Source organism: Salinimonas lutimaris, from assembly GCF_005222225.1.
In the GTDB taxonomy this organism is placed as follows: Bacteria; Pseudomonadota; Gammaproteobacteria; order Enterobacterales; family Alteromonadaceae; genus Alteromonas; species Alteromonas lutimaris.
Genome location: NZ_CP036536.1, coordinates 2,923,049 through 2,948,210 on the forward strand (window position 1 = coordinate 2,923,049; position 25,162 = coordinate 2,948,210).

General features: G+C 48.0%; 19 protein-coding genes and 2 tRNA genes. 15 read left to right on the plus strand and 6 right to left on the minus strand.

The annotated features are described in order from the left end of the window. Nucleotides 1-74 precede the first annotated feature (74 nt). From EZV72_RS12865 to EZV72_RS12905, 9 genes are all read left to right on the plus strand, one after another. Nucleotides 75-587 carry a sigma-70 family RNA polymerase sigma factor gene (locus EZV72_RS12865; protein ID WP_232364417.1) on the plus strand — a complete coding sequence of 171 codons (513 nt, stop codon included), beginning with the start codon at nucleotides 75-77 and terminating at the stop codon, nucleotides 585-587. After that, nucleotides 580-1,287 carry a DUF3379 family protein gene (locus EZV72_RS12870; protein ID WP_137167612.1) on the plus strand — a complete coding sequence of 236 codons (708 nt, stop codon included), beginning with the start codon at nucleotides 580-582 and terminating at the stop codon, nucleotides 1,285-1,287. The genes EZV72_RS12865 and EZV72_RS12870 overlap by 8 nt, the downstream gene beginning before the upstream one ends. Nucleotides 1,288-1,434: 147 nt before the next feature. Continuing rightward, complete coding sequence (gene putP / locus EZV72_RS12875; RefSeq protein WP_137167613.1) at nucleotides 1,435-2,949, plus strand: sodium/proline symporter PutP; 1,515 nt, start codon at nucleotides 1,435-1,437, stop codon at nucleotides 2,947-2,949. Between the two features lie 363 nt (nucleotides 2,950-3,312). After that, on the plus strand, nucleotides 3,313-4,227 hold the full coding sequence (gene cysD / locus EZV72_RS12880) for a sulfate adenylyltransferase subunit CysD (RefSeq protein ID WP_137167614.1): 915 nt from the start codon (nucleotides 3,313-3,315) through the stop codon (nucleotides 4,225-4,227). Then, nucleotides 4,228-4,824 carry an adenylyl-sulfate kinase gene (gene cysC / locus EZV72_RS12885; protein ID WP_137167615.1) on the plus strand — a complete coding sequence of 199 codons (597 nt, stop codon included), beginning with the start codon at nucleotides 4,228-4,230 and terminating at the stop codon, nucleotides 4,822-4,824. It abuts the gene before it with no gap. Next, nucleotides 4,824-5,612 carry a 3'(2'),5'-bisphosphate nucleotidase CysQ gene (gene cysQ, locus EZV72_RS12890; protein WP_137167616.1) on the plus strand — a complete coding sequence of 263 codons (789 nt, stop codon included), beginning with the start codon at nucleotides 4,824-4,826 and terminating at the stop codon, nucleotides 5,610-5,612. Before cysC ends, cysQ begins: the two co-directional genes overlap by 1 nt. Nucleotides 5,613-5,614: 2 nt before the next feature. Continuing rightward, nucleotides 5,615-7,030: a sulfate adenylyltransferase subunit CysN gene (gene cysN, locus EZV72_RS12895; RefSeq protein WP_137167617.1), complete on the plus strand. Its 1,416-nt coding sequence runs from the start codon at nucleotides 5,615-5,617 to the stop codon at nucleotides 7,028-7,030. A gap of 20 nt (nucleotides 7,031-7,050) precedes the next feature. Then, nucleotides 7,051-8,775 carry an SLC13 family permease gene (locus EZV72_RS12900; RefSeq protein ID WP_137167618.1) on the plus strand — a complete coding sequence of 575 codons (1,725 nt, stop codon included), beginning with the start codon at nucleotides 7,051-7,053 and terminating at the stop codon, nucleotides 8,773-8,775. Nucleotides 8,776-8,915: 140 nt separating this feature from the next. Next, a complete protein-coding gene (locus tag EZV72_RS12905) occupies nucleotides 8,916-9,614 on the plus strand; it encodes a Yip1 family protein (RefSeq protein ID WP_137167619.1) in 699 nt (232 codons plus the stop codon). Here the strand turns inward: EZV72_RS12905 and EZV72_RS12910 are convergent, their stop codons facing one another. Next, a complete protein-coding gene (locus EZV72_RS12910) occupies nucleotides 9,615-10,472 on the minus strand; it encodes a DUF3025 domain-containing protein (RefSeq protein ID WP_137167620.1) in 858 nt (285 codons plus the stop codon). Between the two features lie 70 nt (nucleotides 10,473-10,542). Between EZV72_RS12910 and EZV72_RS12915 the strand changes: the two genes are divergently transcribed. From EZV72_RS12915 to EZV72_RS18470, 3 genes are all read left to right on the plus strand, one after another. Beyond that, nucleotides 10,543-12,204, plus strand: a complete 1,662-nt coding sequence (locus tag EZV72_RS12915; protein WP_137167621.1) for a M28 family metallopeptidase — start codon at nucleotides 10,543-10,545, stop codon at nucleotides 12,202-12,204. A 277-nt stretch (nucleotides 12,205-12,481) separates the two neighbouring features. After that, nucleotides 12,482-14,152 (plus strand): asparagine synthase B, encoded by a 1,671-nt coding sequence (gene asnB, locus EZV72_RS12920; protein ID WP_137167622.1) that lies wholly within the window; start codon nucleotides 12,482-12,484, stop codon nucleotides 14,150-14,152. Between the two features lie 215 nt (nucleotides 14,153-14,367). Further along, entirely contained in the window at nucleotides 14,368-16,785 is a 2,418-nt protein-coding gene (locus tag EZV72_RS18470) for a hypothetical protein (protein ID WP_175405120.1), read from the plus strand. Between the two features lie 61 nt (nucleotides 16,786-16,846). Here the strand turns inward: EZV72_RS18470 and EZV72_RS12930 are convergent, their stop codons facing one another. Then, nucleotides 16,847-17,734: an amino acid ABC transporter substrate-binding protein gene (locus tag EZV72_RS12930; protein WP_408640816.1), complete on the minus strand. Its 888-nt coding sequence runs from the start codon at nucleotides 17,732-17,734 to the stop codon at nucleotides 16,847-16,849. Nucleotides 17,735-17,746: 12 nt separating this feature from the next. Continuing rightward, nucleotides 17,747-18,424: a 7-carboxy-7-deazaguanine synthase QueE gene (gene queE, locus EZV72_RS12935; protein ID WP_137167623.1), complete on the minus strand. Its 678-nt coding sequence runs from the start codon at nucleotides 18,422-18,424 to the stop codon at nucleotides 17,747-17,749. A gap of 82 nt (nucleotides 18,425-18,506) precedes the next feature. On the opposite strand from queE, the gene queC reads away from it, so the two are divergent. Further along, nucleotides 18,507-19,166, plus strand: a complete 660-nt coding sequence (queC, locus tag EZV72_RS12940; protein ID WP_137167624.1) for a 7-cyano-7-deazaguanine synthase QueC — start codon at nucleotides 18,507-18,509, stop codon at nucleotides 19,164-19,166. 58 nt (nucleotides 19,167-19,224) lie between these two features. Here queC and EZV72_RS12945 read toward each other — a convergent pair whose 3' ends face one another. From EZV72_RS12945 to EZV72_RS12955, 3 genes are all read right to left on the minus strand, one after another. Continuing rightward, complete coding sequence (locus EZV72_RS12945; RefSeq protein ID WP_137167625.1) at nucleotides 19,225-20,151, minus strand: LysR family transcriptional regulator; 927 nt, start codon at nucleotides 20,149-20,151, stop codon at nucleotides 19,225-19,227. A 186-nt stretch (nucleotides 20,152-20,337) separates the two neighbouring features. Continuing rightward, nucleotides 20,338-22,350, minus strand: a complete 2,013-nt coding sequence (gene uvrB, locus EZV72_RS12950) for an excinuclease ABC subunit UvrB (RefSeq protein WP_137167626.1) — start codon at nucleotides 22,348-22,350, stop codon at nucleotides 20,338-20,340. After that, complete coding sequence (locus EZV72_RS12955) at nucleotides 22,347-23,735, minus strand: MATE family efflux transporter (protein ID WP_408640817.1); 1,389 nt, start codon at nucleotides 23,733-23,735, stop codon at nucleotides 22,347-22,349. Before EZV72_RS12955 ends, uvrB begins: the two co-directional genes overlap by 4 nt. A gap of 1,023 nt (nucleotides 23,736-24,758) precedes the next feature. Between EZV72_RS12955 and EZV72_RS12960 the strand changes: the two genes are divergently transcribed. After that, nucleotides 24,759-24,835 (plus strand) — tRNA-Asn (locus EZV72_RS12960). Nucleotides 24,836-24,861: 26 nt separating this feature from the next. Then, nucleotides 24,862-24,938: transfer RNA gene (locus tag EZV72_RS12965), tRNA-Asn, on the plus strand. The last annotated feature ends 224 nt before the right edge of the window (nucleotides 24,939-25,162 follow it).

The following is a 25,162-nucleotide window of genomic DNA, read 5'->3' on the forward strand; positions in this document are numbered from 1 at the left end:
ACAATTTCTGTAAAAAAGGGAAAAATATGCTGGGGCTACGAAAGAAATCCTCCCCACGTCAGGTCTCCTCTGACATGAAAGAAAAACAAAAACGTTATGAAGCCCTGGTACATGCTTTTCATGCGGATATTTTTCGCTATGCCTACTACCTGGTTAAAGACAGCAGTATTGCTGAGGACATTGTACAGGAGACATTTCTTCGTGCCTGGCGCTCGCTTGACTCACTGAAAGACGAGAAAGCAGCCAAGTCCTGGCTAATTACAATCGTACGGCGCGAAAATGCGCGTCGCTTTGAACGTAAGCAGCTTGACCTTGTCGATATTGACGACACGCCAGTTGCCGATGAAACATCCATGGCAGAACGGTCAGTAGAGCATAGTGAAATGCAGCGTCTGTTAGCCGGCTTGTCAGTGGAATATCGTGAACCTTTGATACTGCAATTGCTGTTTGGCTATAGTGGAGAGGAGATTGCAGAACAACTTAACCTGAATAAAAACACCGTTATGACGCGCCTGTTCCGGGCGCGAAACCAGCTCAGGGACATGATGAGCAAACAGTCAGAAGTAAGAGGTCAACAAAATGGATGAGTTAGAGTTTCGGCGCAGAGTGTATGCCGACCCCGACACAACTGATCCCGAAGTCATCGCCGCCGCGCAGCAGGATCCGGATAAAAAAGCGTTCCGTGAACAATTACGCTTGATGAACGCCGAGCTTAAACAGGCCGCCAAAGTACCGGTGCCTGATGATTTGGCACATAAACTCATCTGGCAACAGGCCACCGACGATTTTGTGCAGCAAAAAAAGCGTACCCGCTGGTACGTGGCGTTAGCTGCCTCTGTAGCGTTAACCGCTGGTGTAGTAGGAACACTGCTCGTTACCCAGCAGCCTCATGATTTAGGGTATCAGGCACTGACCCATGTAGTGCACCTTAAACAGGAGCTGCCCCGGATTCGTCGCAGTATGGATTTGGAACAGGTAAACGCTCGTCTGGCCAGTTATGGTGGCAGTCTTAAAAACGCTATCGGTAACGTTGAGGTGGTCAATTATTGTCATCTTGAAAACGCCAGTGGAATACATTTAATTCTAAACACAGAACAGGGAAAAATGTCTGTTTTCGTCATCCCGCAGGAGAAAGGCGAAAAAGTGCCCAATAACTTTGGTAATGATAACTATGATGGCACCGGATTTACATTGCAAAATGCAAGCATAATGGTGGTTGGAGAGAAAGGAGCGAACCTTAATCCAATGGCCGAAAAAGTTCGCCAAAACATTCAGTTTTCTGCCTGATTTTTACCCTCAAAGCCACATTTAAATGTGGCTTTTCTCTTATTTGAACAAAAATATTCCGAAAAATAATTTGAGTTCAATTTGTCCTCATTCGTGGAGACTTACGTAAGTTCCTGTTAGCATGCCCGAAAAAATAAGGAAGGATATATGGCAACAGGTACAATAATTTCTCTTGGTCTTTACTTTGTAGTGATGCTGGGAATTGGTCTTTTTGCATACCGGCAAACCGATACCAGTGTGGAAGGCTACATGCTAGGTGGCAGACAGCTAGGCCCGGCTGTTACTGCACTTTCTGCAGGCGCATCAGATATGAGCGGCTGGATGTTAATGGGTCTGCCCGGCGCAATGTATGTGTCAGGCTTGTCGGCTGGCTGGATTGCCATTGGTCTGGTACTCGGTGCCTTTGCCAACTACATTCTCGTTGCGCCACGTCTGCGGGTTTATACCGAGCTGGCGAATAACGCAATTACCCTGCCTGATTACTTCGAAAATCGATTCGATGACAACAGTCGCATGCTCCGTGTCATCGCATCGGTTGTTATTGTGATCTTCTTTACACTGTACACCTCTTCGGGTGTGGTTGCCGGGGGTAAACTGTTTGAATCCTCATTCGGCCTGAGCTATGAAACCGGTCTTTATGTCACCACTGCCGTGGTAGTTGCCTATACGCTGGTAGGGGGCTTTATGGCGGTCAGTATGACTGACTTTGTACAGGGCTGTATCATGTTCGTCTCGCTGGTGATGGTACCCATTGTCACTATCTCAGAGTTAGGTGGATTCGGTCAGGCGATGGACTCAGTACGTGAGATTGATCCTGCCCTGTTAAACGCCTTTGCCGATGCGAGCACAGCTGAAAATCTGACCTTTGTCGGTATTTTGTCCTTACTGGCATGGGGACTTGGTTACTTTGGTCAGCCACATATTATTGTTCGGTTTATGGCAATCCGTTCGGTGAAAGACGTGCCTACTGCACGTAACATCGGTATGAGCTGGATGATTGTGTCTATCATCGGTGCACTGATGACAGGTCTGTTTGGTATGGTGTATGTCACCGCTCAGGGCACTGAAGGCCTGGATCCGGAGACCATCTTTATCCATCTTTCACAAATTCTGTTCCACCCGCTGATCGGTGGTTTCCTGTTGGCTGCTATCCTGGCCGCTATCATGAGTACGATTTCTTCTCAGTTACTGGTTACCTCAAGCTCGCTGACCGGTGATTTCTATCAGGCATTCCTGCGTCGCGACGCTTCTGAAACTGAGCTGGTGATTGCTGGCCGGGCTTCTGTTGTGCTGGTTGCAGCGGTAGCTATTTATCTGGCTTATGATCGTGACAGCACCATTCTTGACCTGGTTAGTAATGCCTGGGCTGGCTTTGGCGCAGCATTTGGTCCACTAGTACTGTTCAGTCTGTTTAAGCGTGATATGACCCGCCGCGCTGCGCTAGGTGGTATGGTGGTCGGCGCCCTGACTGTTCTGTTCTGGATTTATGCACCGATTCAGGTTGATGGTCAGCCTCTGACTGCCTGGATGTATGAGATTGTTCCAGGATTCGTACTATCCAGTATCACTATTCTGGTGCTTTCGAAGTTTGGTAAACCGCGTGAAGGTGTTGAAGAAACTTTCGATGCATTCCAGGAAAAAATTCGCGAAGAGTTGAAGTAAATTCGCGACACCCTGAGTGATCAATAGCATTTAAAGAGTATAAAAGCCGTAGTCCATGACTGCGGCTTTTTTATTAAACTCCATATAACTTCATGACTTAGAAGCGATTTAAAAATCACATCCACAAAAATTAGCCAACCCGCTACACTTTTTAAAACTGTGCATCCTACTTGCATAGATGACTTTACTTTAACCCGTTAGTACAAACGGCGAGGCTAATAAATTATTATTATTTTATTTTTATAGCCGTGATATAGAACTGCTATCTCAAATAGCTAAATGGCATAATACTTTGTGATCTAAATATGCTAGTGTTCTATACATATAATCGTTTCGTATATAACCTAACTATCGGACTCGACAATGACAGCAGAAATACCGTCTATTACGCATTTGAAACAACTCGAAGCCGAAAGTATCCATATCTTTCGGGAAGTAGCCGCCGAGTTTGACAACCCGGTCATGCTATATTCTGTAGGAAAGGATTCTTCGGTTCTGCTTCACCTTGCACGTAAAGCATTTTCACCAGGCAAAATCCCCTTCCCGTTACTTCATGTTGATACCACCTGGAAATTCCAGGAAATGATCGAATTTCGTGACCGTCAGGCTGAAAAATATGGCTTTGACTTGTTGGTTCACATCAATGAAGAAGGTGTAAAGGAAGGTGTGGGTCCCTTTACACACGGTAGCTCAAAGCATACTGACATTATGAAAACCCAAGCACTGAAGCAGGCTCTGAACAAATATCAGTTTGATGCTGCATTTGGTGGCGCGCGTCGCGACGAAGAAAAATCCCGGGCCAAAGAGCGGGTTTATTCATTCCGTGACAGCAACCACCGCTGGGATCCGAAAAACCAGCGTCCTGAGCTGTGGAATATCTACAACTCTGAAGTGAACAAAGGCGAAAGTATTCGGGTATTCCCGATGTCTAACTGGACTGAGCTGGATATCTGGCAATACATCTACCTGGAAAACATCGACATTCCTCAACTGTATCTGGCTAAGCCTCGCCCTGTAGTAGAGCGTGATGGCGTGCTGATCATGGTTGATGATGACAGAATGCCACTGGAAGACGGTGAAACGCCGGAAATGCGTTCGGTACGTTTCCGTACCCTGGGTTGTTACCCACTGACAGGCGCTGTTGAGTCTGAAGCCGCGACCTTACCTGATGTTATCCAGGAAATGCTGCTGACCAAAACATCAGAGCGTCAGGGCCGGGTTATCGACCACGATAGCTCAGGTTCTATGGAGAAGAAGAAAATGGAAGGGTACTTCTAAATGTCCACCAATATTGTTTGGCATAAGCACGAGGTAAACAAGCAGACCCGCGCAGAGCGTCTGGGTCAGCAGCCTCGTGTATTGTGGCTCACCGGGCTAAGCGGCTCAGGTAAGTCAACACTGGCCAACCTGCTGGAGAAAAAGCTGCACGAGCAGAAACGTCACACGTATCTGTTGGATGGCGATAATATTCGTCACGGTTTGTGCGGCGATCTGGGCTTTTCAGACAAAGACCGGGTAGAAAATATCCGTCGTATCAGTGAAGTGGCCAAGTTGTTTGTAGACTCTGGTTGCATTGTTCTGACGGCTTTTATTTCTCCGTTTCAGGCTGACCGTAACTTTTGCCGTAACCTGTTGCAGGACGGCGAATTTGTTGAGGTCTACATTGATACGCCGCTTGAAGTGTGTGAGCAACGGGATCCAAAAGGGCTGTATAAAAAAGCCCGTAATGGTGAAATAAAGCACTTTACCGGTATTGATTCGACCTATGAGGCACCGGCAGAGCCGGAAGTCAGACTGGTTTATGATGAGCAGGAAACCGCTGAGCAGTCAGCTGAACGCCTGTTTAATCTACTTGTAGAAAAAGGACTTGTGTAATGGCACTACCTGACCCGTTAGCAGAACAGGTTCTGCGTATCGCAAAACTGGCAGGCGATGAAATTATGGCAATCTACGTTAAAGATTTTGCCATTTACGAAAAGCAGGACACCAGTCCGCTAACCGAAGCCGACCTTGCTGCACACAAGTGCATCATGGCCGAGCTTGAGAAAATTTCAGATCTGCCTGTGCTGTCGGAAGAGTCCGCTGATATCAGCTGGGACGAACGCAAGAGCTGGCAGCAATACTGGCTGGTTGATCCACTGGATGGCACCAAAGAATTCATCAAGAAAAATGGTGAGTTTACGGTAAATATTGCCCTGATTGATGGTGGCAAGCCAGTCATGGGTGTGGTTTACGCTCCAGCGAAGAAAACCTCTTACATTGGTGTGGTTGGCAAAGGTGCCTGGCAGGAAACCACCGACGGTATGTCTGCTATTACCGCCAAACCTCACCAGCCAGGCGATACCTGGAAAGTGGTAGGCAGTCGCTCTCACCAGAGCCCTGAGATTCAGAATCTGCTGGCCCAGTTAGACGGTGAAACCGAACTGGTGGCAATGGGCAGTTCGCTGAAGCTATGCCTGGTGGCCACCGGCGAAGCGCACCTGTATCCCCGTTTAGGCCCGACCTCCGAGTGGGACACTGGCGCAGCACATGCAGTAGCCACTGCAGCCGGCGCTAAAGTGACCGTTCTGGACCCGGCTGATCCATTAAATTCTGATGCACAGGATCTTACCTACAATCAGGAAGATTCTGTGTTGAACCCCTATTTCCTAGTGAGCGCATAAGCATGAATAGCGAAAACAGTTTATTGAAAGAAGACGTTCTGGCTTATCTGGAACAACATGAACAAAAAGACCTGCTGCGTTTTTTAACCTGCGGTAGTGTTGATGATGGTAAAAGTACCCTGATTGGTCGTCTGTTACATGACTCTAAGATGATTTATGAAGATCAGCTGGCAGCCGTCACTAAAGACAGCAAAAAAATGGGTACTACTGGCGAGAAAGTTGACCTGGCCCTGCTGGTTGACGGTCTGCAGTCTGAGCGTGAGCAAGGCATCACGATTGACGTAGCATATCGTTATTTCTCGACCGATAAGCGTAAGTTCATTATTGCTGACACCCCGGGACACGAGCAGTACACCCGCAACATGGTAACGGGTGCATCTACCTGTGATCTGGCTATTTTGATGGTTGATGCCCGCGCAGGGGTCAAAACCCAGACAAAACGCCACTCTTTCCTGGCTAACCTGCTGGGCATTAAACACGTGATCGTGGCGGTTAACAAAATGGATCTGGTTGACTTCAGCGAAGAGAAGTACCACGAGATTCAGAAAGACTACCTGAAGTTTGCAGAAAACCTGGACTTCCCGGACATCCGTTTTGTGCCTATTTCAGCACTCGATGGCGATAACGTGGTTAATCCAAGTGAAAATATGCCGTGGTTTGAAGGCATGCCGCTGATGCAGCTGTTGGAAACCATCGAAGTAGGTAAGTATGTTAACGCTGACGACTTCCGTTTCCCGGTACAGTATGTGAATCGTCCTAACCTGGATTTCCGTGGTTTTGCCGGTACGGTGGTATCTGGTCAGGTCAAACCAGGTGATGAAATCACGGCGCTGCCGTCGATGAAAAAATCAAAAGTAAAATCTGTGGTAACGTTTGAAGGTGAGCAGGAGCGTGCCTACACGCCTCAGGCAGTCACCCTGACGCTGGAAGATGAAATTGATATTTCTCGCGGCGATATGATTGTGAAATCGGACAATATTCCGTTGTCGAACACACAGTTTAAAGCACACCTGGTATGGATGGCAGAAGAGCCAATGATGCCAAATAAGCAGTACAGCTTTAAATTCGCCACCAAAACAACCTCTGGCTCTGTGGCTGATGTTGAATACCAGATTGACGTTAACACGCTGGAACAAAAAGGCGCGGCACACCTTAATCTGAACGAAATTGGTGTGGTGGATCTGAAGTTTACTCAAACTGTTGCCTGTGACCCATACAAGCGTAACCCGGGTACCGGCGCGTTTGTTGTTATCGATCGCATGACAAACGGTACAGTTGGTGCCGGTATGATCATCGACGAGCTGGCAGAAGACAAGAAGCACGGCGCGGCTCAGTTCTCTGAGTTTGAGCTTGAGTTCAATGAGCTGGTTCGTAAGCACTTCCCTCACTGGAATGCGGCAGATATCAGTAAGCTGTAAACGCAGAGCTAAAAAACAATATGGATGTGAACCAGGTAATAGTACTGGGGTTTTTCTTCAGTACTATTTTTGCGCTGATTTTTTCTAATCAGCGCCCTTCAACCCTATTTGCCCTGGCTATGCTGGGGCTTCTTATTACTCAACAAGTCAGTTTTGATGAAGTTCTCAACAACCTGACCAATAAGGGGTTAATCACCCTTATCTTATTACTCCTTGTCAGCAGTGCGATTGATAAAACCGCGCTGATTAAGCGTCTGGGCCGAAAACTGGTCACAGCCAGTTTTACCACGTCTTACTGGCGTCTATTCGGACTGACATTCTTTTCTTCTGCCTTGCTGAACAATACGGCGATTGTGGCCAGCCTTATCGGGCCGGTAAAACAAAACCAGTATCATCCAGCCAGCAGATTACTGATCCCCTTATCCTATGCCGCCATTTTGGGTGGTACAGTGACTTTAATCGGTACTTCCACCAACCTGATTGTCGATAGCTTCCTGCAGGAACATGGTCATCCGGGCTTTGCCTTCTGGGACTTCACCCTGTTTGGTCTGGTTGCCGGATTAAGCTGTGGTTTACTCATGTTTATGCTATCCCCGCTGCTGCCCAATATTGCCAACAAGCAAAATGATTACCGGGCTTATACGGTAGAGGCGGACGTCGAGGCAGACTCGGAGCTGATTGGCAAAACCGTGGAAGAAAATCACCTGCGCAACTTACCGGAGTTGTTTTTGCTGGAAATTGTCCGTGACGGGCAGCTCATCTCGCCTGTGTCGCCGGACCTGGTCATCATGAAGGGTGACAAGCTGATTTTTTCCGGCAATGTGCAAAAGCTGGATAGCCTGAGCCATATCAAAGGGCTGACGACCTTCGCTGAAGCCGACGGTATTTTGCGGGAGAACCTGACTGAGGTGATCATTGCCAATCGGGCACAGATTATCGGACAGACAATCAAGGCGCTGGGATTTCGCGCCCTATTTGATGCCGCGGTAGTGGCGATTCGCCGTGATGGTGAACAGTTATCCGGCAAACTGGGGGAGATTCGCTTGCAGGCCGGTGACTTTTTACTTCTGGCGGCCGGACCTGATTTTCAGTCCAGACAAAATTTGTCGAAAAACTTTTTCATTTTGTCTGAGCAAAAAATCTCCCGTCCCCTGTCAAACCTGCAGGAATGGATCACCGTTGGCGGCTTTTTGGCCGTGGTGGCGCTGTCGGCAGCCGAAGTCCTGTCGCTGGCAATGGGCCTGCTCTTTTTCGCTGCGATTCTGATTGGCGCACGTGTCACCTCAGACGGCGAGATAAAGCGCAACATGCCACTGAACCTGATTATCGTGATCGTCGGGGCACTGTGTCTGGCCACCGGACTGGAAAATTCCGGTGTGATTGCGTTAACCACCGAAACACTGATGCCGTATTTGGCGGATACCAACTGGTTTGTTGCTTTGGTAGTGGTGTACCTGACTACCCTGCTACTGACCGAGTTTGTCACTAATAACGCTGCCGCCGCACTGATGTTTCCGTTTGCCTACGGACTGGTGGGTATTATCAATGCCCCGTTAATGCCATTTGCGCTGGCCGTTGCCTTTGCAGCCAGCGCCAGTTTTATATCGCCTTATGGTTATCAGACTAACCTGCTGGTGTATAACGCCGCTAATTACCGGTTTACCCACTTTATGAAATTCGGACTACCGATTTCAGTCACCTACTCCACTATCGTTCTGGTCATGCTTAACGGCTACTATTTTTAAGCCAGGACTCGATAAAGCAGCGTTGTCAGACAGGGGCTGCGCTGCTTTTTACCTAATTAGTACAGGGTTATTCACTTTTACTAAAAAAGCAGTATGCTATTTAAGCACTTTTCGTTATGTACATTTACAAGGAGTAACCTGTGCAGCCCGTATCTAACCCTATCCAAGCCTGTAACGAAATATTTTATCGCCCCAACCGGGTATTCTATACGCTAAAAACAACCAGCAACTGGAGCTGGGTTCCGTTCTTTATGGTATGCCTGGCAGCTTCGCTGGTCAGCTATATGTACTTTTCTGTGATTGATTTTGAATGGTACGTGAATCTGCAACTGGAAAGCATGGGCGACATGAGTCCGGCCGAAGAGCAACAGTTCAGACAAATGCAGGACCAGACCACGTATATGTATACTGCGCTGGCAGGCCCTTTTATTGCGCTGCCATTACTCAACCTGATTGTTGCCTTATATCTGCACCTGACAACAAAGTCTGATGCCGATAATGTACAGGGATACACAGACTGGTACGGTCTGACCTGGTGGACCGCATTACCGGCGATTATCAGTGCGCTGGTAGCCTTACTGATCATTGCCCTGAGCGATCATCAGATATCTCCGAATGTGCTACAGCCTACCTCGCTGGCTTTTATATTTGGTGTGCCGGTCAGCTCAAGCTGGTCAGGGCTGGCCAGCTCAGTCTCTCTGATTACGCTGTGGTCGGTTTATCTGACTACCTGCGGCATCGCTCAGTGGACCTCCTTTTCTACCAAAAAATCGGCCATTGTGGCAGCCGCCCCTTATGTCATCATCTTTGGCATCTGGTGCATCATTACCCTGCTGTAATCACAGCGGTAACTGTCTGGTCACGCTGCGATTGTGGCGGCGTGGCCTGAAATACTCAGTATTGCTGTAAAACTGTTTATCCTGCGGGGTAAACCAGCCAGGCACACCCAGTAACGGAAGTGGTGGCAATAATCCCTTACCCATAAAATCATCCAGCTGCCTGATACGCGCAACCATGGCTTCATCCAGTAACCGACACCGCTGCTGCTCACTCGACTCGGTAAATGTATCCGGCACTATAACCGCCAGCCATTTTCCGGTCAGTCCGATGAATGGTTGTAACATCATTTCCAGGTTTGCATGACCAAACACATAAGGAATCACAACCTGTCCCCAGTCTGAACGCCGGTGCAATAAAGCCTGGTGCCAGTGATGGCTGGCTAAGTCTGACAACAGTTCATTGGCCGCGTCAACAGACGACCGGGGAATGGCCAGCACCACCCCACACTCATCAAAATGAGTCAGGTGATTACGCCGGGCTGTTCGCGGGTGAACGCCATGTTCACGTATATCCTGCATATGCAAGTCATTAAGATATTGCTTGGTGTGGGGAAACTGCACCCAGATGCTGGCATTAAATAAATCATGCCAGCTGTTTTCCCGGGTGGGTACGGTGGCATCTTCACCAATAATCTGTTCGTAGTACCGGTTTTCATCAGCATCAAAGGTACTCTGCCCTTTAAATTCCGGCCCCATCCAGCGATGCTGATGCCAGTGGCTGGCTGCCTGCTGCAGTTGCGCTGGCTGAGGAAAGGTGGTGCTTTGTAGCAGGGAAAGCTGCTGTAAAATCTGATATACCGGCGGGCTGGCGGTACGGTCTGTGACTAATTCCTGCCAGGTAACATTTGCTGAATTCATAGATGGTTGTTGGTTCGCTCTCAGAGTTTCTCTATACTGGCCAGCATTGTAGAGCAATCAGAGACTAACAATGAAAAAAATTCTCTTATCGGCGTTGATACCGGCTTTGCTGGGTGTTTCCGCCTGTTCCGATGACACACCCAAGCCGTCATCATCGAGCGACCAGCAGGCCACTGCCACACAGTCAAACTTTGATGATGTTTATGCGTCCATCACCGCAAAGGCCATTGCTCCGCCGCTAAAAAAGCTGGCATCAGATGAATTTGAAGGCCGCCTGCCCACGACCAAAGGGGAAGAAAAAACACTGGCTTATCTTACCGACTGGTTTGAAAAAGCCGGTTTTAAGCCGGGTAATCAGGGCAGCTATCTGCAACAAGTCGAGCTGATGGAGATAACCGCCGACCCTGACATGGCCATGACGATTGGTGAAAACACATTCCGCTATAAAGAAGATATGGTGGCATCGTCTAAGCGCGAACAAAAGCAGGTTAATCTGGATAAGTCTGATCTGGTGTTTGTCGGTTACGGGGTAAACGCCCCCGAATATGACTGGAACGACTACGAAGGTCTGGATGTCAAAGGCAAAACAGTGGTTATTCTGGTCAATGACCCGGGTTTTGAAAACGCCGAAAGCGGTAAGTTTCAGGGTAAAACCATGACCTATTATGGCCGCTGGAGCTACAAATATGAAGAAGCCAGCCGCCAGGGCGCGGCCGGTGCCATCATTGTGCATGAAACGGCCCCGGCGTCCTATCCTTGGTCGGTTGTGGCCAATAGCTGGAGTGGCCCGCAATACGGCCTGGTAAGCCAGGACAAAGGCGCCAGCCGGGTCGCGGTTGAAGGCTGGCTGACTCTGGACGCCGCCCAAAAAGTGTTTGCTGATGCCGGCCTGGATTTTGCTGAGCAAAAAGCCAAAGCGCAGCAAGGCCCTTATCATCAGGCGATGGATTTACAAGCTTCGGTGACGGTCAAAAATCGCTTTAAAAAATCCACCAGTCATAATGTGATTGCCACTCTGCCTGGTAGCGAAAAATCTGACGAGCATGTGATTTTCACCGCCCACTGGGATCATCTGGGCAAAGATGACAGCCTGCAGGGTGACCAGATTTATAACGGTGCGCACGATAATGCGACCGGCACAGCCGCCAGCCTGGTTATGGCCAATGCGCTGAAAGATCTGAGCCCGCGTCCAAAGCGCTCTATGACCTTTTTGATTGTCACCGCCGAAGAACAAGGCTTACTGGGCTCTAAGTATTATGCGGATCATCCGGTTATTCCGATGGATAAAACGGTGGCCAATATCAATATGGATGCGATGAACGTACTGGGGAAAACCAAGGACGTGGCCGTGGTGGGTAAAGGCAAATCGGAACTGGAAACCTACCTGGAGAAAGCGGCTGAACGCCAGGGCCGCACCCTGACTGGCGAAGATCGTCCTGAAGCAGGTTATTACTATCGTTCGGATCATTTCAGTTTTGCCAAGCAAGGTGTTCCGGCGTTATATGCTGAAGGTGGCAGTGAGCCGGCGGATGAAGCCACAGCCAAATATCGCAAGCGCATGAATGTGATTGTGACAGGCTGTTACCATCAGGTTTGTGACGAGTTTCGTGATGACTGGGATTTAAGCGGTATCGCCCAGGACGCCCAGATGCTGATGGAAGTCGGTGTGGATGTGGCCAATGCTGAAAAGTGGCCGACCTGGAGTGAGCAAAGCGAATTCCAGCGCCAGTAATATCATTTTTCAATGACTTTCAATCCGGTATACGCCTGCCCGGCGTTACCGGATTTTTCATGCCAACGCAAATCCTGGTGGGTTAATCCTGCGTTTGGGTAAAAATTCCTCGTATAGAAAAGATTCCACTTGCATTTTTCGCACAGACTGGCACATTCAGTACACGCGGTCACGACATACTCATAATAATACACCCTTCCGCTACGACCTTGCTGATGCAAGGCCCGACAGAAAATTAAATCCTAATTTTAACTTGTGATAAGAGAGAACCCGTTTTATGTGTGGTATTTTCGGTATCCTGGATATCAAAACCGATGTTTCAGAACTCAGAACCCAAGCTCTTGAGCTGACTAAAACGCTGCGTCATCGCGGCCCTGACTGGTCTGGTGTCTGGAATAATAATAATACCATCCTGTGCCATGAACGGTTAGCCATCGTCGATGTTGACACTGGTGCGCAGCCGCTCATCAGCCAGGATAATAATCAAATCCTTGCAGTGAATGGCGAGATTTACAATCACAAGCAACTGGCAAAAGAGTTAGAGCAGGATTACAACTTTAAAACCCGCTCTGACTGTGAAGTTATTCTGCCGTTATTCCAGCAGCGTGGTGTTGAGTTTATCGATGATCTGCAAGGCATGTTTGCTTTTGTTCTGTACGATCAGGAACAGGATGCCTACCTGATTGCCCGTGACCACCTGGGGATTATTCCACTGTATACCGGCTATGATGAGCACGGTAACTTCTATGTGGCATCTGAGATGAAAGCGCTGGCGCCCGTATGTAAAACCATCAGTGAATTCCCTCCGGGTCATTATCTGTGGAGCAAAGATGGTAAGGTGACACAATACTATCAGCGCGACTGGATGAGCTACGATAACGTCAAGGATAACGAAACCAACCTTGATGATTTGAAAGCGGCATTTGAAAAGGCGGTAAAATCACATCTGATGTCAGATGTGCCTTATGCAGTGCTGCTATCTGGTGGTCTTGACTCATCACTGGTCTCTGCTGTAGCGGCAAAATATGTGGCCAAGCGGGTCGAAGATGAAGACCAGACTGATGCCTGGTGGCCTCGTCTGCACAGTTTTGCTGTGGGTCTTGACGGCTCGCCCGACTTAAAGGCCGCTAAGCAGGTGGCTGAAATGATTGGCACTGTGCATCACGAGGTGAACTTTACTATCCAGGAAGGTCTGGATGCTATCCGTGATGTTATCTATAAGCTGGAAACCTATGACGTTACTACCATCCGCGCCGCCACGCCGATGTATCTGATGACACGTCAGATCAAAGCGATGGGGATCAAGATGGTGCTGTCTGGTGAAGGCTCAGATGAAATATTTGGTGGCTACCTGTATTTCCACAAAGCGCCTAATGCAAAAGAATTCCATGAAGAAACCGTGCGCAAACTTGAGCGTCTGCACATGTTCGACTGTGCCCGCGCAAACAAAGCAACCAGTGCATGGGGCGTGGAAGCCCGGGTTCCATTCCTGGACAAAGAGTTTGTTGATGTGGCCATGCGTCTGAACCCACAGGACAAAATGTGTGTTGATGGCCACATGGAAAAATGGATTCTGCGTAAAGCGTTTGATGATGGCAATACGCTGCCAGAAGAGGTGCTGTGGCGTCAGAAAGAGCAGTTTGGCGACGGCGTAGGCTACTCCTGGATTGACTCCATTCGCGACTTTGCTGAAAAAGAAGTGTCTGACCAGCAACTGGCCACGGCCGAGTTCCGCTTCCCGGTGAATACGCCAGATACCAAAGAAGGTTACTACTACCGCACGGTATTTGAAAGCTACTTTCCGCAGGAAAGTGCAGCACGTTGCGTACCAGGCGGCAAATCGATTGCCTGTAGTACGGCTGAAGCACTGGAGTGGGATGAAAGCTTTAAAAACAATGCTGATCCTTCAGGTCGCTCAATGGTTGGCGTGCACTCAGGTAAAAGCTAAATAACACTGACACATCGTCATTGTACAAATAGCAAGCAAAAAAAGACCCACATTTATGGGTCTTTTTTTGTTCACACGATAAAAACATATCGCTTTCATTGTCTAGTACAATAATATTACAGTGAAGTGATCTTTCCCGCTTATTGAACATAAATAAGCTGTAATAATACAAAAGTGTTGCCAAATAAAAACCAGCAACAAGGAACAATGCCATTATGCTTAAACGTGCCACTTTATCTCTAGCCATTGGACTGGCTCTAAGCACCTCAGGTCACGCTCAAACGTCACCAGACTATGTTGCCAAACAACAAACTGTTTCGTCTGTTACGTCGGCGTCACTTCAAAATGCTGTAGATTTTCAGTCTGACATTATCATAAACGACACCGCCTACCGCTTTACTGCCAGCCAGCAGGATCGCTTTGGTAGCACATTGACGTTCACTTCTACTTCCAGTAATGACGTCGTCATCGTACGTCAGCGCGCGGATGTGTTGAGCGCCTTTGCTATTATTGGCGGCGTTCAGAAACAGCTTTCAGTGAAAGGTGATAATGCCACGCTGACCACTTACAACCTGAAATATAAAGAATCAGACACGGTCAGCTCGGTCACTGTTAACCCTTCACCATCACCGCAATGGCATACGTTACGCCCGCAAAGCTCAACAGCCAAACGGTCCGTGTCTGAAGTAGTGTCAGAACTGCCTGATGAAGTTGGTGTGGTGTTCTTTATTTCTGCTGCAACGTTTGTAGAAGCTGAATCGTTAGCCGCAGACAGTGACTCTGATACCAGTCCTATGGCTATTCAGGAGCAAAACGTTGCAACGTTTAATAATGCTATTGAAGAAGCCGGCGTGTCGGGTATTCAGGCAAAGGTACAAAACTATTACTTAGTTGCTGATGACGCAGAACTGTCTGAACTGCTTGGCCTTGGTCGGTTCTGGGAAGCTGACGATGTTATCGCTAAAGCGGAACTTGGTTCTGGTGACATGGACTTTTTAAGTGCCGTACATCTTACTGGTTTTGATGAGGGCGTTTTCAGTCGCCCCAGAGCACTGGCTATTGAAAATGACGACTTTGCGAATGTGACGCAGCTTCCGCAGTTTGTGAAAGAATCGCACTTGAAGTATGTCCCTTTCTCTTCAACCAGTCTGGCCAGAGCATTTGGTCGTAATGTCGCACTGAACCGTGAAAGAGCTGCACTGGAAGCTCCCGTATCAGGCGCATTGCCTTATGCATACGTTGATGGAGACGTAAAAACCATTATGGCGTCCGGTAGCGATGGCACCGACGCTGTCGCTTCATATTCAAATCCGGATATTCAGCGTAACGGTAGCGTTCTGGGTGAATCGGGTGCAAATGCGGCAGATAATGCCCAGTTTTTACGCAAAACATTTCCAGTACTGGCAAACGCAACCAACCTTAAAAGCGACTCTGCCATTACGATTAACGAGTCAGACGTAACCTTAAGCTGGACACCGTTACCTGATACAACAGAGCAAACGGTTATCCGATCGTCGTACGCCTGTATTCAGTACAGTGCCACTATTGGTTCGTACACCGTCAGTAATTCAACCACATTACCGACTACGTCGATGAGCTCTGTAAACTTAAATTCATCTACAGATTCATGTCTTGTGGTAGTGAATTGGATTGATGTAGATGGCAATAGTGTGCCTGTTATCCGGGCAATGCAGGAATATCGGGGCGATGATCCGTTTGTTCTTGATAATGTGAATGTGTCCACAGTACCAGGTGAGACGACGACAGTGCCTCTTCACGTTTTGGATGAAAGTATTTCAAACGATGATTTGCTGTTGTACATCACAAAGCTACAGGGTCCACAGTTTATCAATACGGAAATCAGCGAATATCCTGAAGTCGCTGCTTTTTTAAGTTATGAAGTCAGCGGTAGCGGTAGCGAGCGTGAATTAACCATTTCGGTTGATAGCGATTATCGTAAAGCGGTTGAATTTATATCCACATTAAATGAACTGGCTGAAGTTCAGCCTCAGCTGCTAACGCTTCAGTTAAATCTGGACGGTACGCAGGAAAACTACTCGGTCAGTCTGGATATGCGCGGTCTGTATGACGCAATTCCTCGTGCTTACAGTGACAAACTGGTGGGTAAAGTAAACAGCAGTGGCGGTAATGTGTCGGTGACTGTGACAGAGTCTATCAGCGAAAGCGACATTACAGTCACCTCTGTTAGCGAAGGTTTCAGTGATTGGGAGCCTGAGTTTACAACATCCACCAGCAATGGCGAGACAACCGTAACGGTCAATGCCCCTGCGGATATGTTCAGCGACACTGACGACACGTTTGCTATTGTGCGCGTAGAGTTCGGCAGCCCTTATTTGTATAAGCAACTGGGCTTTATTCATACCGATGACGAGTCTACTGACGATGGTGGTGATGCTGGCGGCGGTGATTCTGGTGGTGGCGACTCTGGCGGCGGTGATTCTGGTGGCGGTGACTCAGGTGGCGGTGACTCAGGCGGCAGCACTGGTGGTGGTGATTCATCAGGCGGCAGTACCGGTGGTGGTGACTCCGGCGGTGGCGGCGGTTCTACCACCCTGTTTGGTCTGCTTGCCCTTGGATTAGCCGGACTAGGCAGACGTTTTGCACGTCGCTAAACAGTAAGCCCTGAAACAAGACAACAAAGCCAGCGAAAGCTGGCTTTGTTATTTATGATATTTACTCCTGCCGGGTGGGTCTGAGCCAGTAATCAGGTGTATTGACAGGCGTGGCCGGGGGCAATGAAGGATTGTCCAGTTCAAACACTGTACGGTTTTCTAAATCCAGTTTATCCAGGGTTTCCTGATAAGTAGAGCGAAACAGTGCATCAAAAGATCCATCTTCCAGGGCACGTTCAAGACCCGTTTCAATAAGCCTGGCCAGCGTAGCGTTACCTTTATTGACAAAAAAATACATTGCCGTGGGATAATGCAGCGCCAGCTTAGGCTCCAGAACAATGTCGGCGGGTAAATCATCGCTTTCCAGTTCATTGAGCACTTCAATCACCGAGCGGGGAAACAGCCTGGCCCGACCGGACTGCAATATGCTGAACGCCTGAGGATATTCAGGCACGGTATAAACATTAAACCCGTTCGCCTGCAATATCTTGGTATCCGGCCACTCTTCTCCCTGTACCGGTGTCATTTTCATCAGCTGGTCGGTACTGCTGACCGCTTTAAAGTACTTTAGCTGATCTTTGGTGGTCAGAAATACCCGCCATCCGATTAACCCTTTGGCGATGGGAATGCGGATCGGTAGCAAATCCTTTTCCCGCTGCGCATCCGTCATGCTCCAGACAACATTAACTTCACGGTTTTCTTTTAACTGGCGCAGTGCCTTACCCTGCAACAAAATGCGATCAGATGGTAGCAGGCTGTATTTTACCCCGGTTTTTTCCAGCGCAAGCGTCAGCAAAGCCACCGGGTATTCGGAGCGTAAATCATTTTCACTCAGCGGGCGCGGATAAGTGATAGACCATAATGCGGCACTGGCCTGCCCGGCCATGAGTAATAGCCCTGCCGCTGCTATGCTTTTTGTGAACCATCCTGTCCGGCGCATTACGGTCATCTTTTTTCCTTTCTATTCTATACCGATGTACTTATGAGTTTGCAGCGACAACCGCCAGTTTCGTTCAATACAGGTCTTGATTGCCAGGTCAGTGGCCCGTTGCTGCTGACTGATAGGTTGTAAACAAACCCGCTTAGGTAGTGTATCCAAACGTGCCAGCAGTGCATCCAGTTCATCCACATGCTTTTGCATGGCCACCGGATGCTTTATCTCGTCTGCACGTTGCAAAGCACTGGTCAGCACATCCATGCCCCCTTTCATATCCACTTTCGGCGACACCGTGACAAAGGTATCCGGATGACAGCGTACCTCATAGGTACCACTGGTTTCGATTTGTGTGGAGAAGCCCTGCGCATGCAGTAATGTTGTCAGTTCAGACAGATCGTACATACATGGCTCGCCGCCTGTAATCACTACATGTTTCGCGGTATACTGCAACCGTTTAAATTCTGCCAGTAGCGCAGTCGCATCAGCATTGAAAAAAGCTTCGCTTTCCTGAGTTTTTGTTATTACCTTATCGGCAGTGGTTAAGAAAGCATCATCCAGGGTCCAGGTATGTTTTGTATCGCACCATGGGCAGCCCACCGGACAGCCCTGCAACCGAACAAAAATTGATGGAACTCCGGTATGAAACCCTTCACCCTGGATGGTTTCAAACACTTCATTAATGCTTAACTGTACTGTGGTCACTCGGCCCCCTCGCTTAACGTTATGCCGGTAATTTTACCAAGAATCGTTGAGTTGTGCGGACAAAAATTAAGGTAATTCATCTATGTCTGAAAAAGTTGTTGTTATTTATTCCGGTGGAATGGACTCTTTCACGGTATTACATAAAGCCCTCAAAGATGGCAAAACACCCTATGCCTTGTCCTTTGATTACGGACAGCGTCACAAAAAAGAGCTTGATTATGCTGCCCGGGTTTGTGAATCACTGGGCGTGAATCACAAGATCGTCGACATTTCAGCCATTAACAGCCTGGTCGGCGGCTCTGCGCTAACCAGTGATATTGAGGTACCTGAAGGACATTATGAAGAACCGTCCATGCAGACAACCGTCGTGCCTAATCGCAATATGATTTTGCTGTCACTGGCCACCGGTTATGCGGTATCGCTGGAAGCCACCAAGGTGTATTACGGCGCTCACTCCGGCGACCATGCTATTTATCCTGATTGCCGGCCGGAGTTTGTTGAAAAAATGAATGATGTCTGCGGTATCGCCAACTACACGCCGGTAGAAATTGTGACGCCCTATCTTAAAGAGAGCAAAACTGCGATTTTAACCGACGGGCTGAAAATGGGGCTGGATTATGGGCAAACCTGGACATGCTACAATGGCCGTGAACATGCCTGTGGTAAATGTGGAGCTTGTCAGGAGCGCCTTGAAGCATTTACAGACAATAATGCTACCGATCCGCTAACCTATGAAGTCTAGTGTTGACCGGTAAACGCAAACGGGGCCCTGAAGGCCCCGTTTTTATAGCTGGCTCAGATTATTTCTGACTTTCAGAGATAAAGTACGCCAACTCTTTGATGCAGTGTCGAAGCACTGGGTTTAACCGGGTGTTTTTACCGTTCATTACAAACAGTTCGTGTTCAAAATTAAACAGCTTACCTTCTGCAACCGGCACCAGTCCCAGACTCGCTCCCTGCTCTTTGGCCATAAAGTCAGGCAACAGCCCAATGTATTCGCCCGTCATCACCGCCGACATGGCCGCATCGTAGGAGTCAGAGAACGTCTGAATAGCCAGGCGATGCTCACCCTCAATATAATTGGCCGACGATAACCCTGACAAACCAATAGCCGGATAATCTTCTATTTTAACATTGTCCGGTAATGGCGTATCACGAAATTTAGCCAGCGGGTGCGTGGGCGAGCAGTAAAGACGCCCTTTACACGTTACGCCAACCGGGTGAAATGTCACGGATTCGGGTTTCACCATATCATAGGTAGAGATAACCAGATGACACTCACCGGACAGCGCCACATGTTCTACTTCATTGTACAGGCGGGTCTGAATATTCACGTGAATATCGTCAAACTTACGCATGGTACTTTTCACCGCCTTACTGACGGCTAAATGGATAGATAAAGGCAGGCCAGACATTAAAATCAGGGTGATATGCCCCGAATAGTCGTCATGGAGGGATTTCAGATTAAACACAAAATTATCAAACGCATTAAAAATACGTTTGGTTTCCTGAAAAACTACCTCTCCTTCCTTGGTCATTTGAAAACCACCGCGCCCGCGATGGCACAAGACCAGATCAAGTCGCTCTTCAAGCTTTTTAATAGCTGCACTGATATTGGGACGCTGCATCCGCAATACAGGTTCAGCTGCGGTAAAGCCATTACAGCTGGCCACAGCATAAAAAACCCGTAAGAGCTTGATGTCAGACTCTTGTAAACGATTCAACATGGTAGCACCGATATAGGTATAGTTATGGATACTAAAAAGCCATAATAGGCAACCCTACCGGTGATTACAACGGATTTTTACAAGTTTATGCAGCAGAAACATCAAACAAAAAAACCACCCGGTTTGTTAATAAGTATATGTCTATATACATATTGACGGGTGGCTTAGCGGTTCAGTTAGCCAAGATCAGGACAGGTTAACCACCTGCTTACGCAGCGTTTCCACTTCATCACGAATGGAAGCTGCTTTTTCAAATTCCAGTTCACGGGCATGCTCAAACATCTGTTTTTCAAGTTCCGTGATTCTGGCCATGATGTCAGTGGGATCCAGCGGTTTCTCGCCTTTTTTCTTCTCACTGACTTTGCGCAGTTTCACTTTGTTACCGCCGCCGCTACTGTCACCTAAATCCATAATGTCAGTAATCGGTTTGTTCAACTTCTGTGGTGTTACGCCATGGGCTTCATTATGTTCCTGCTGCTTCTCACGACGCCGATTAGTTTCATCAATGGCTTTTTGCATTGATTTTGTCACCACGTCACCGTACAGAATCGCCCGGCCATTAAGATGTCGCGCGGCCCGGCCAATCGTCTGAATCAACGAACGCTCTGCGCGTAAAAAGCCTTCCTTGTCCGCATCCAGAATGGCCACCAGCGACACTTCCGGCATATCCAGACCTTCCCGAAGCAGGTTGATTCCCACCAGAACATCAAACTTGCCCAGTCGCAGATCGCGGATAATTTCCATCCGTTCAACCGTATCAATGTCGGAGTGCAGATACCGTACTTTTACACCGTGTTCGTTAAGGTACTCACTTAAATCTTCAGCCATGCGCTTGGTCAGCGTGGTGATAAGAACACGCTCGTCAACTTCAACCCGCTTTCTAATTTCTGACAGTACATCGTCCACCTGTGTGGCAACCGGACGGACCTCAATTTCTGGGTCAAGCAGACCGGTGGGTCGCACAACCTGCTCTACCACCTCACCGTCACATTTTTCCATTTCGTAATTGCCCGGAGTGGCAGACACATAGACGGTTTGCGGGCAGATCTGCTCAAACTCATCAAACTTCAGCGGCCGGTTATCCAGCGCAGAAGGCAAACGGAAGCCATATTCCACCAGGGTTTCCTTACGCGACCGGTCACCTTTGTACATGGCGCCCACCTGAGACACCGTTACGTGTGACTCGTCTATAAACATCAGGCCATCAGCCGGGAAGTAATCAAGCAAGGTCGGGGGCGGTTCGCCCGGAGCACGTCCGGAAAGATAGCGCGAGTAGTTTTCAATCCCCGAGCAATAGCCAAGTTCGAGCATCATTTCGATATCAAACTGAGTGCGCTGACTAATGCGCTGTTCTTCCAGCAACTTGTTGACCGACTTTAACTGGGTCTTACGCTCAGCCAACTCTTCTTTAATCTGCTCAATGGCCTGCAGAATTTTTTCCCGTGGGGTTACGTAATGGGTCTTAGGGAAAATCGTCGCCCGGACCACATTTTTTTCCACCGCACCGGTCAGTGGATCAAAAAAGCTGATGTTATCAATTTCTTCGTCAAACAATTCTACCCTGACCGCCTGCTTTTCTGAGTCGGCGGGAAAGATATCAATTACATCACCACGTACCCTGAAATTACCACGTTCAAAAGCCAGATCGTTTCGACTGTACTGAAGCTCAGCCAGGCGGCGTAAAATATCCCGCTGATTGATAATGTCACCCTTACGCAAATGTAAGAGCATTTTCATGTAGGATTCCGGGTCGCCCAAACCGTAAATTGCAGACACACTGGCCACAATCACAACATCCCGGCGTTCCATCAATGCCTTGGTGGCCGACAAACGCATCTGTTCAATATGATCATTAATTGATGAATCTTTTTCGATAAACGTATCAGTACTGGGCACGTAAGCTTCGGGCTGGTAATAATCGTAGTAAGATACAAAATATTCAACGGCGTTATTGGGAAAAAACTCTTTCATTTCACCGTATAACTGCGCAGCCAGAGTTTTGTTGTGAGCCAATATCAATGTCGGGCGCTGCACGGTCTGGATAACATTTGCCATGGTAAAGGTTTTACCCGATCCGGTAACCCCCAGCAGGGTCTGCCCGGCCAGCCCGCTCTCCAGACCATCTACCAGAGCTTCAATGGCTTTAGGCTGGTCACCAGCAGGCTGGTACTTTGAAACTAACTCAAATCCTCGGCTCATACGTTGTGCGATTCCTCATTAATTGGTTCGTGACGCTGCTTTGACAGCTCTCGCTTGAAGGCCAGGTACGACACACCGGCCATGAGTATATTGGCAATAACATTGCCCCAGAACAGGCCGGGTATATCAAAAAGAATACTGCCTACGTAAGACACTGGTACGAAAAAAACAAACAAGCGGATGATACTCAGCACCAGCGCTGTCATCGGCCGGTGCATGGCATTAAATGACGAGTTGGTCAGAATAATGACTCCCTGCATGCCATAACCCAGCGGTACGATACACAAAAACAGCTTGATCAGACTGGCGACTTCCGCCTCGTTGGCAAATACACTGGCAATTAACGGCGAGGCTGCCCACATTATGCCAAATACAATAACCTGCCAGACTAAAATAAATTTAAGTGTCAGCGCGTAGGCCTCTTCAACTCGCCGATGCAGATTCGCTCCCACATTCTGGCTGATTATGGGTGGCAGGGTCATCGACAACGCCAGAATGACGATACTGGCTATGGATTCAAGGCGATTTCCTACGCCCCATGCCGCTACGGCTTCTGCGCCATAGGTCGCCACAATCCCCGTCATTACAGCGCCGGCAATGGGGGTAAGCATGTTCGCACCGGCCGCCGGCAAACCAATCTTCATGACTTCCCGGGCACTTTCCTTAAACTCACTGAGGTTTAGTAGCCGCGGTATCATTAATTTTCGCCGAACCGCCAGTAACCAGATGATCCACGCTGCGCCAAACAGCCAGGCAATAAAGGTAGCCAGCGCAGCCCCCTGAATCCCCATTTCAGGAAACGGGCCCAGGCCAAAAATAAATAGCGGATCCAGCGCCGCATTTAACGCCCCGCCCGATGCCATAATAATGCTGGGAGTGCGGGTATCACCACAGGCCCGTAATACACTGTTACCCACCATGGGCAAGCTCAAAAAGACGCTGGACAAATACCAGACCGACATATAGTCGCGGATATAGGGCATCAGATTGTCGCTGGCATTAAGATAATGAAATATCGGGTCAATCAGCAGGTAGCCGATAAAGGCAAGCGCACCCACCAGCAATACAGAGAGCATCAGAGAACCGGTTGCATACAGTTTGGCATTTTCGAATTCACCTGCGCCCTGTAATTTACCGATAATGGCGGAAGTACCTATACCCAGACCAATATTAAGACTGATGACCGTAAAGGTGACCGGAAAAGTGAAACTAATGGCTGCCAGAGGATCGGTGCCCAGCATACTGACAAAAAAGGTATCAACTAATCCAAAGCTCATCATCATAACCATTCCCAGTATCATAGGTATGGTCATTCGCCGGAGTGTGTCGCCGATAGGTGCTTCTGTAAGATTTACGTTGCGCATTTTCGCCGCTGCTTTATTCACAAGATGCCCTGAAAAATCAAAAGTGCATTATTACACAAGACTCGCCGGCGGTTTTAAACCGATAATCGGTCAGCACACCAAATTTATCTATCATTCATTTCATCTGGCAATGCTGTGCAAACGTCAAACATAATAACAGTGCTATATAAGTAGGCTTTATTATGCAAAAAACAATGTGCACATTTTTAGACAAACCAAAGCGTTAAAAGTAGATGTTAATAAAGCAGAATCAGGCGGGCTTTGTCTAAGCCCTGTTCATGACACTGATGTGACAGCGCTATGACGCCCAAACCTCTGCCACACAGGCGCTGCGATTGATTGAATAGCCTCAGATTTGCGCCCGCAAACGTTATCATTTTGTAAACAGAGTCAGATTTTAAGTCCAAGGTCAATACTGATCATAAACTGCGCGGCCATTTAACACACAAGTTGTAGATAGTTTTCCTGATCTGAAAAAGATCCCGAAAAAGATCCTCGAAAACATTTTAAGCCTTTGATTATAAAAAATTAAAAAGCAAAGCACCTGTCTATCCGGGTATATCATTGGATAGATGATCAGCCTCATCAGGGTAGTTTCTGCCGCCTATCAACATAGTTATCCACAGTTTTAGTGGATAAGTCTCTAAAACCCAGCACTGACGGGATGTTTTCGCTACTGGTCGGAGTATTTGGTAAGTGATGACTAACCTTGTGTATGGCGTTAGCTGGTGACACCTCCATTAACCACTGTATTAAAGAACAGTATTCTTAGCACCTTTAATAGTATTTTGGTTATTGTGAGTTGTTTTTGGTTATAAGAAGTAAACTTACTTTTAGTGTGATTGCGCATGAAAATAAAAATACATAAAATACAGTGGTTAGGGTCATTGAATGATTTCCGACCGGAACTTTTAAGCGATTGATGCTTATTTGAACTAAAAGTCCTAAAAAAGCTACTTTTTGTTCAGTTGAACAAAAATTTAAGAAAGTTTGTTGACAGAGTTCCCGATGGTCATTAATATCTCGCCCCGTTGAACAGACAGGTCCCCCTTAGCTCAGTTGGTTAGAGCGACGGACTGTTAATCCGCAGGTCCCCCGTTCGAGTCGGGGAGGGGGAGCCAACTGTTTCAACTTACAAAGAGAATGTTCCCCCTTAGCTCAGTTGGTTAGAGCGACGGACTGTTAATCCGCAGGTCCCCCGTTCGAGTCGGGGAGGGGGAGCCAACTCTCTTGGCTCTTCTTTGTAATACCTCCTCCTTATATAAATTTCATTTTCTTATACCTCTTTATTTTCATCAGCTTATTTTAATTCCTTAATAACCCTTGTCTTATCAAGTTGTTAATCAGCTCACAAAAAGGGATAATAGGCGATTACATACAGCCCTGGCTGGGTGGCTCGTGGTAGCATATTGCCGTTTCCGGTAATTTTTCATTCTAAATAAAGGTAT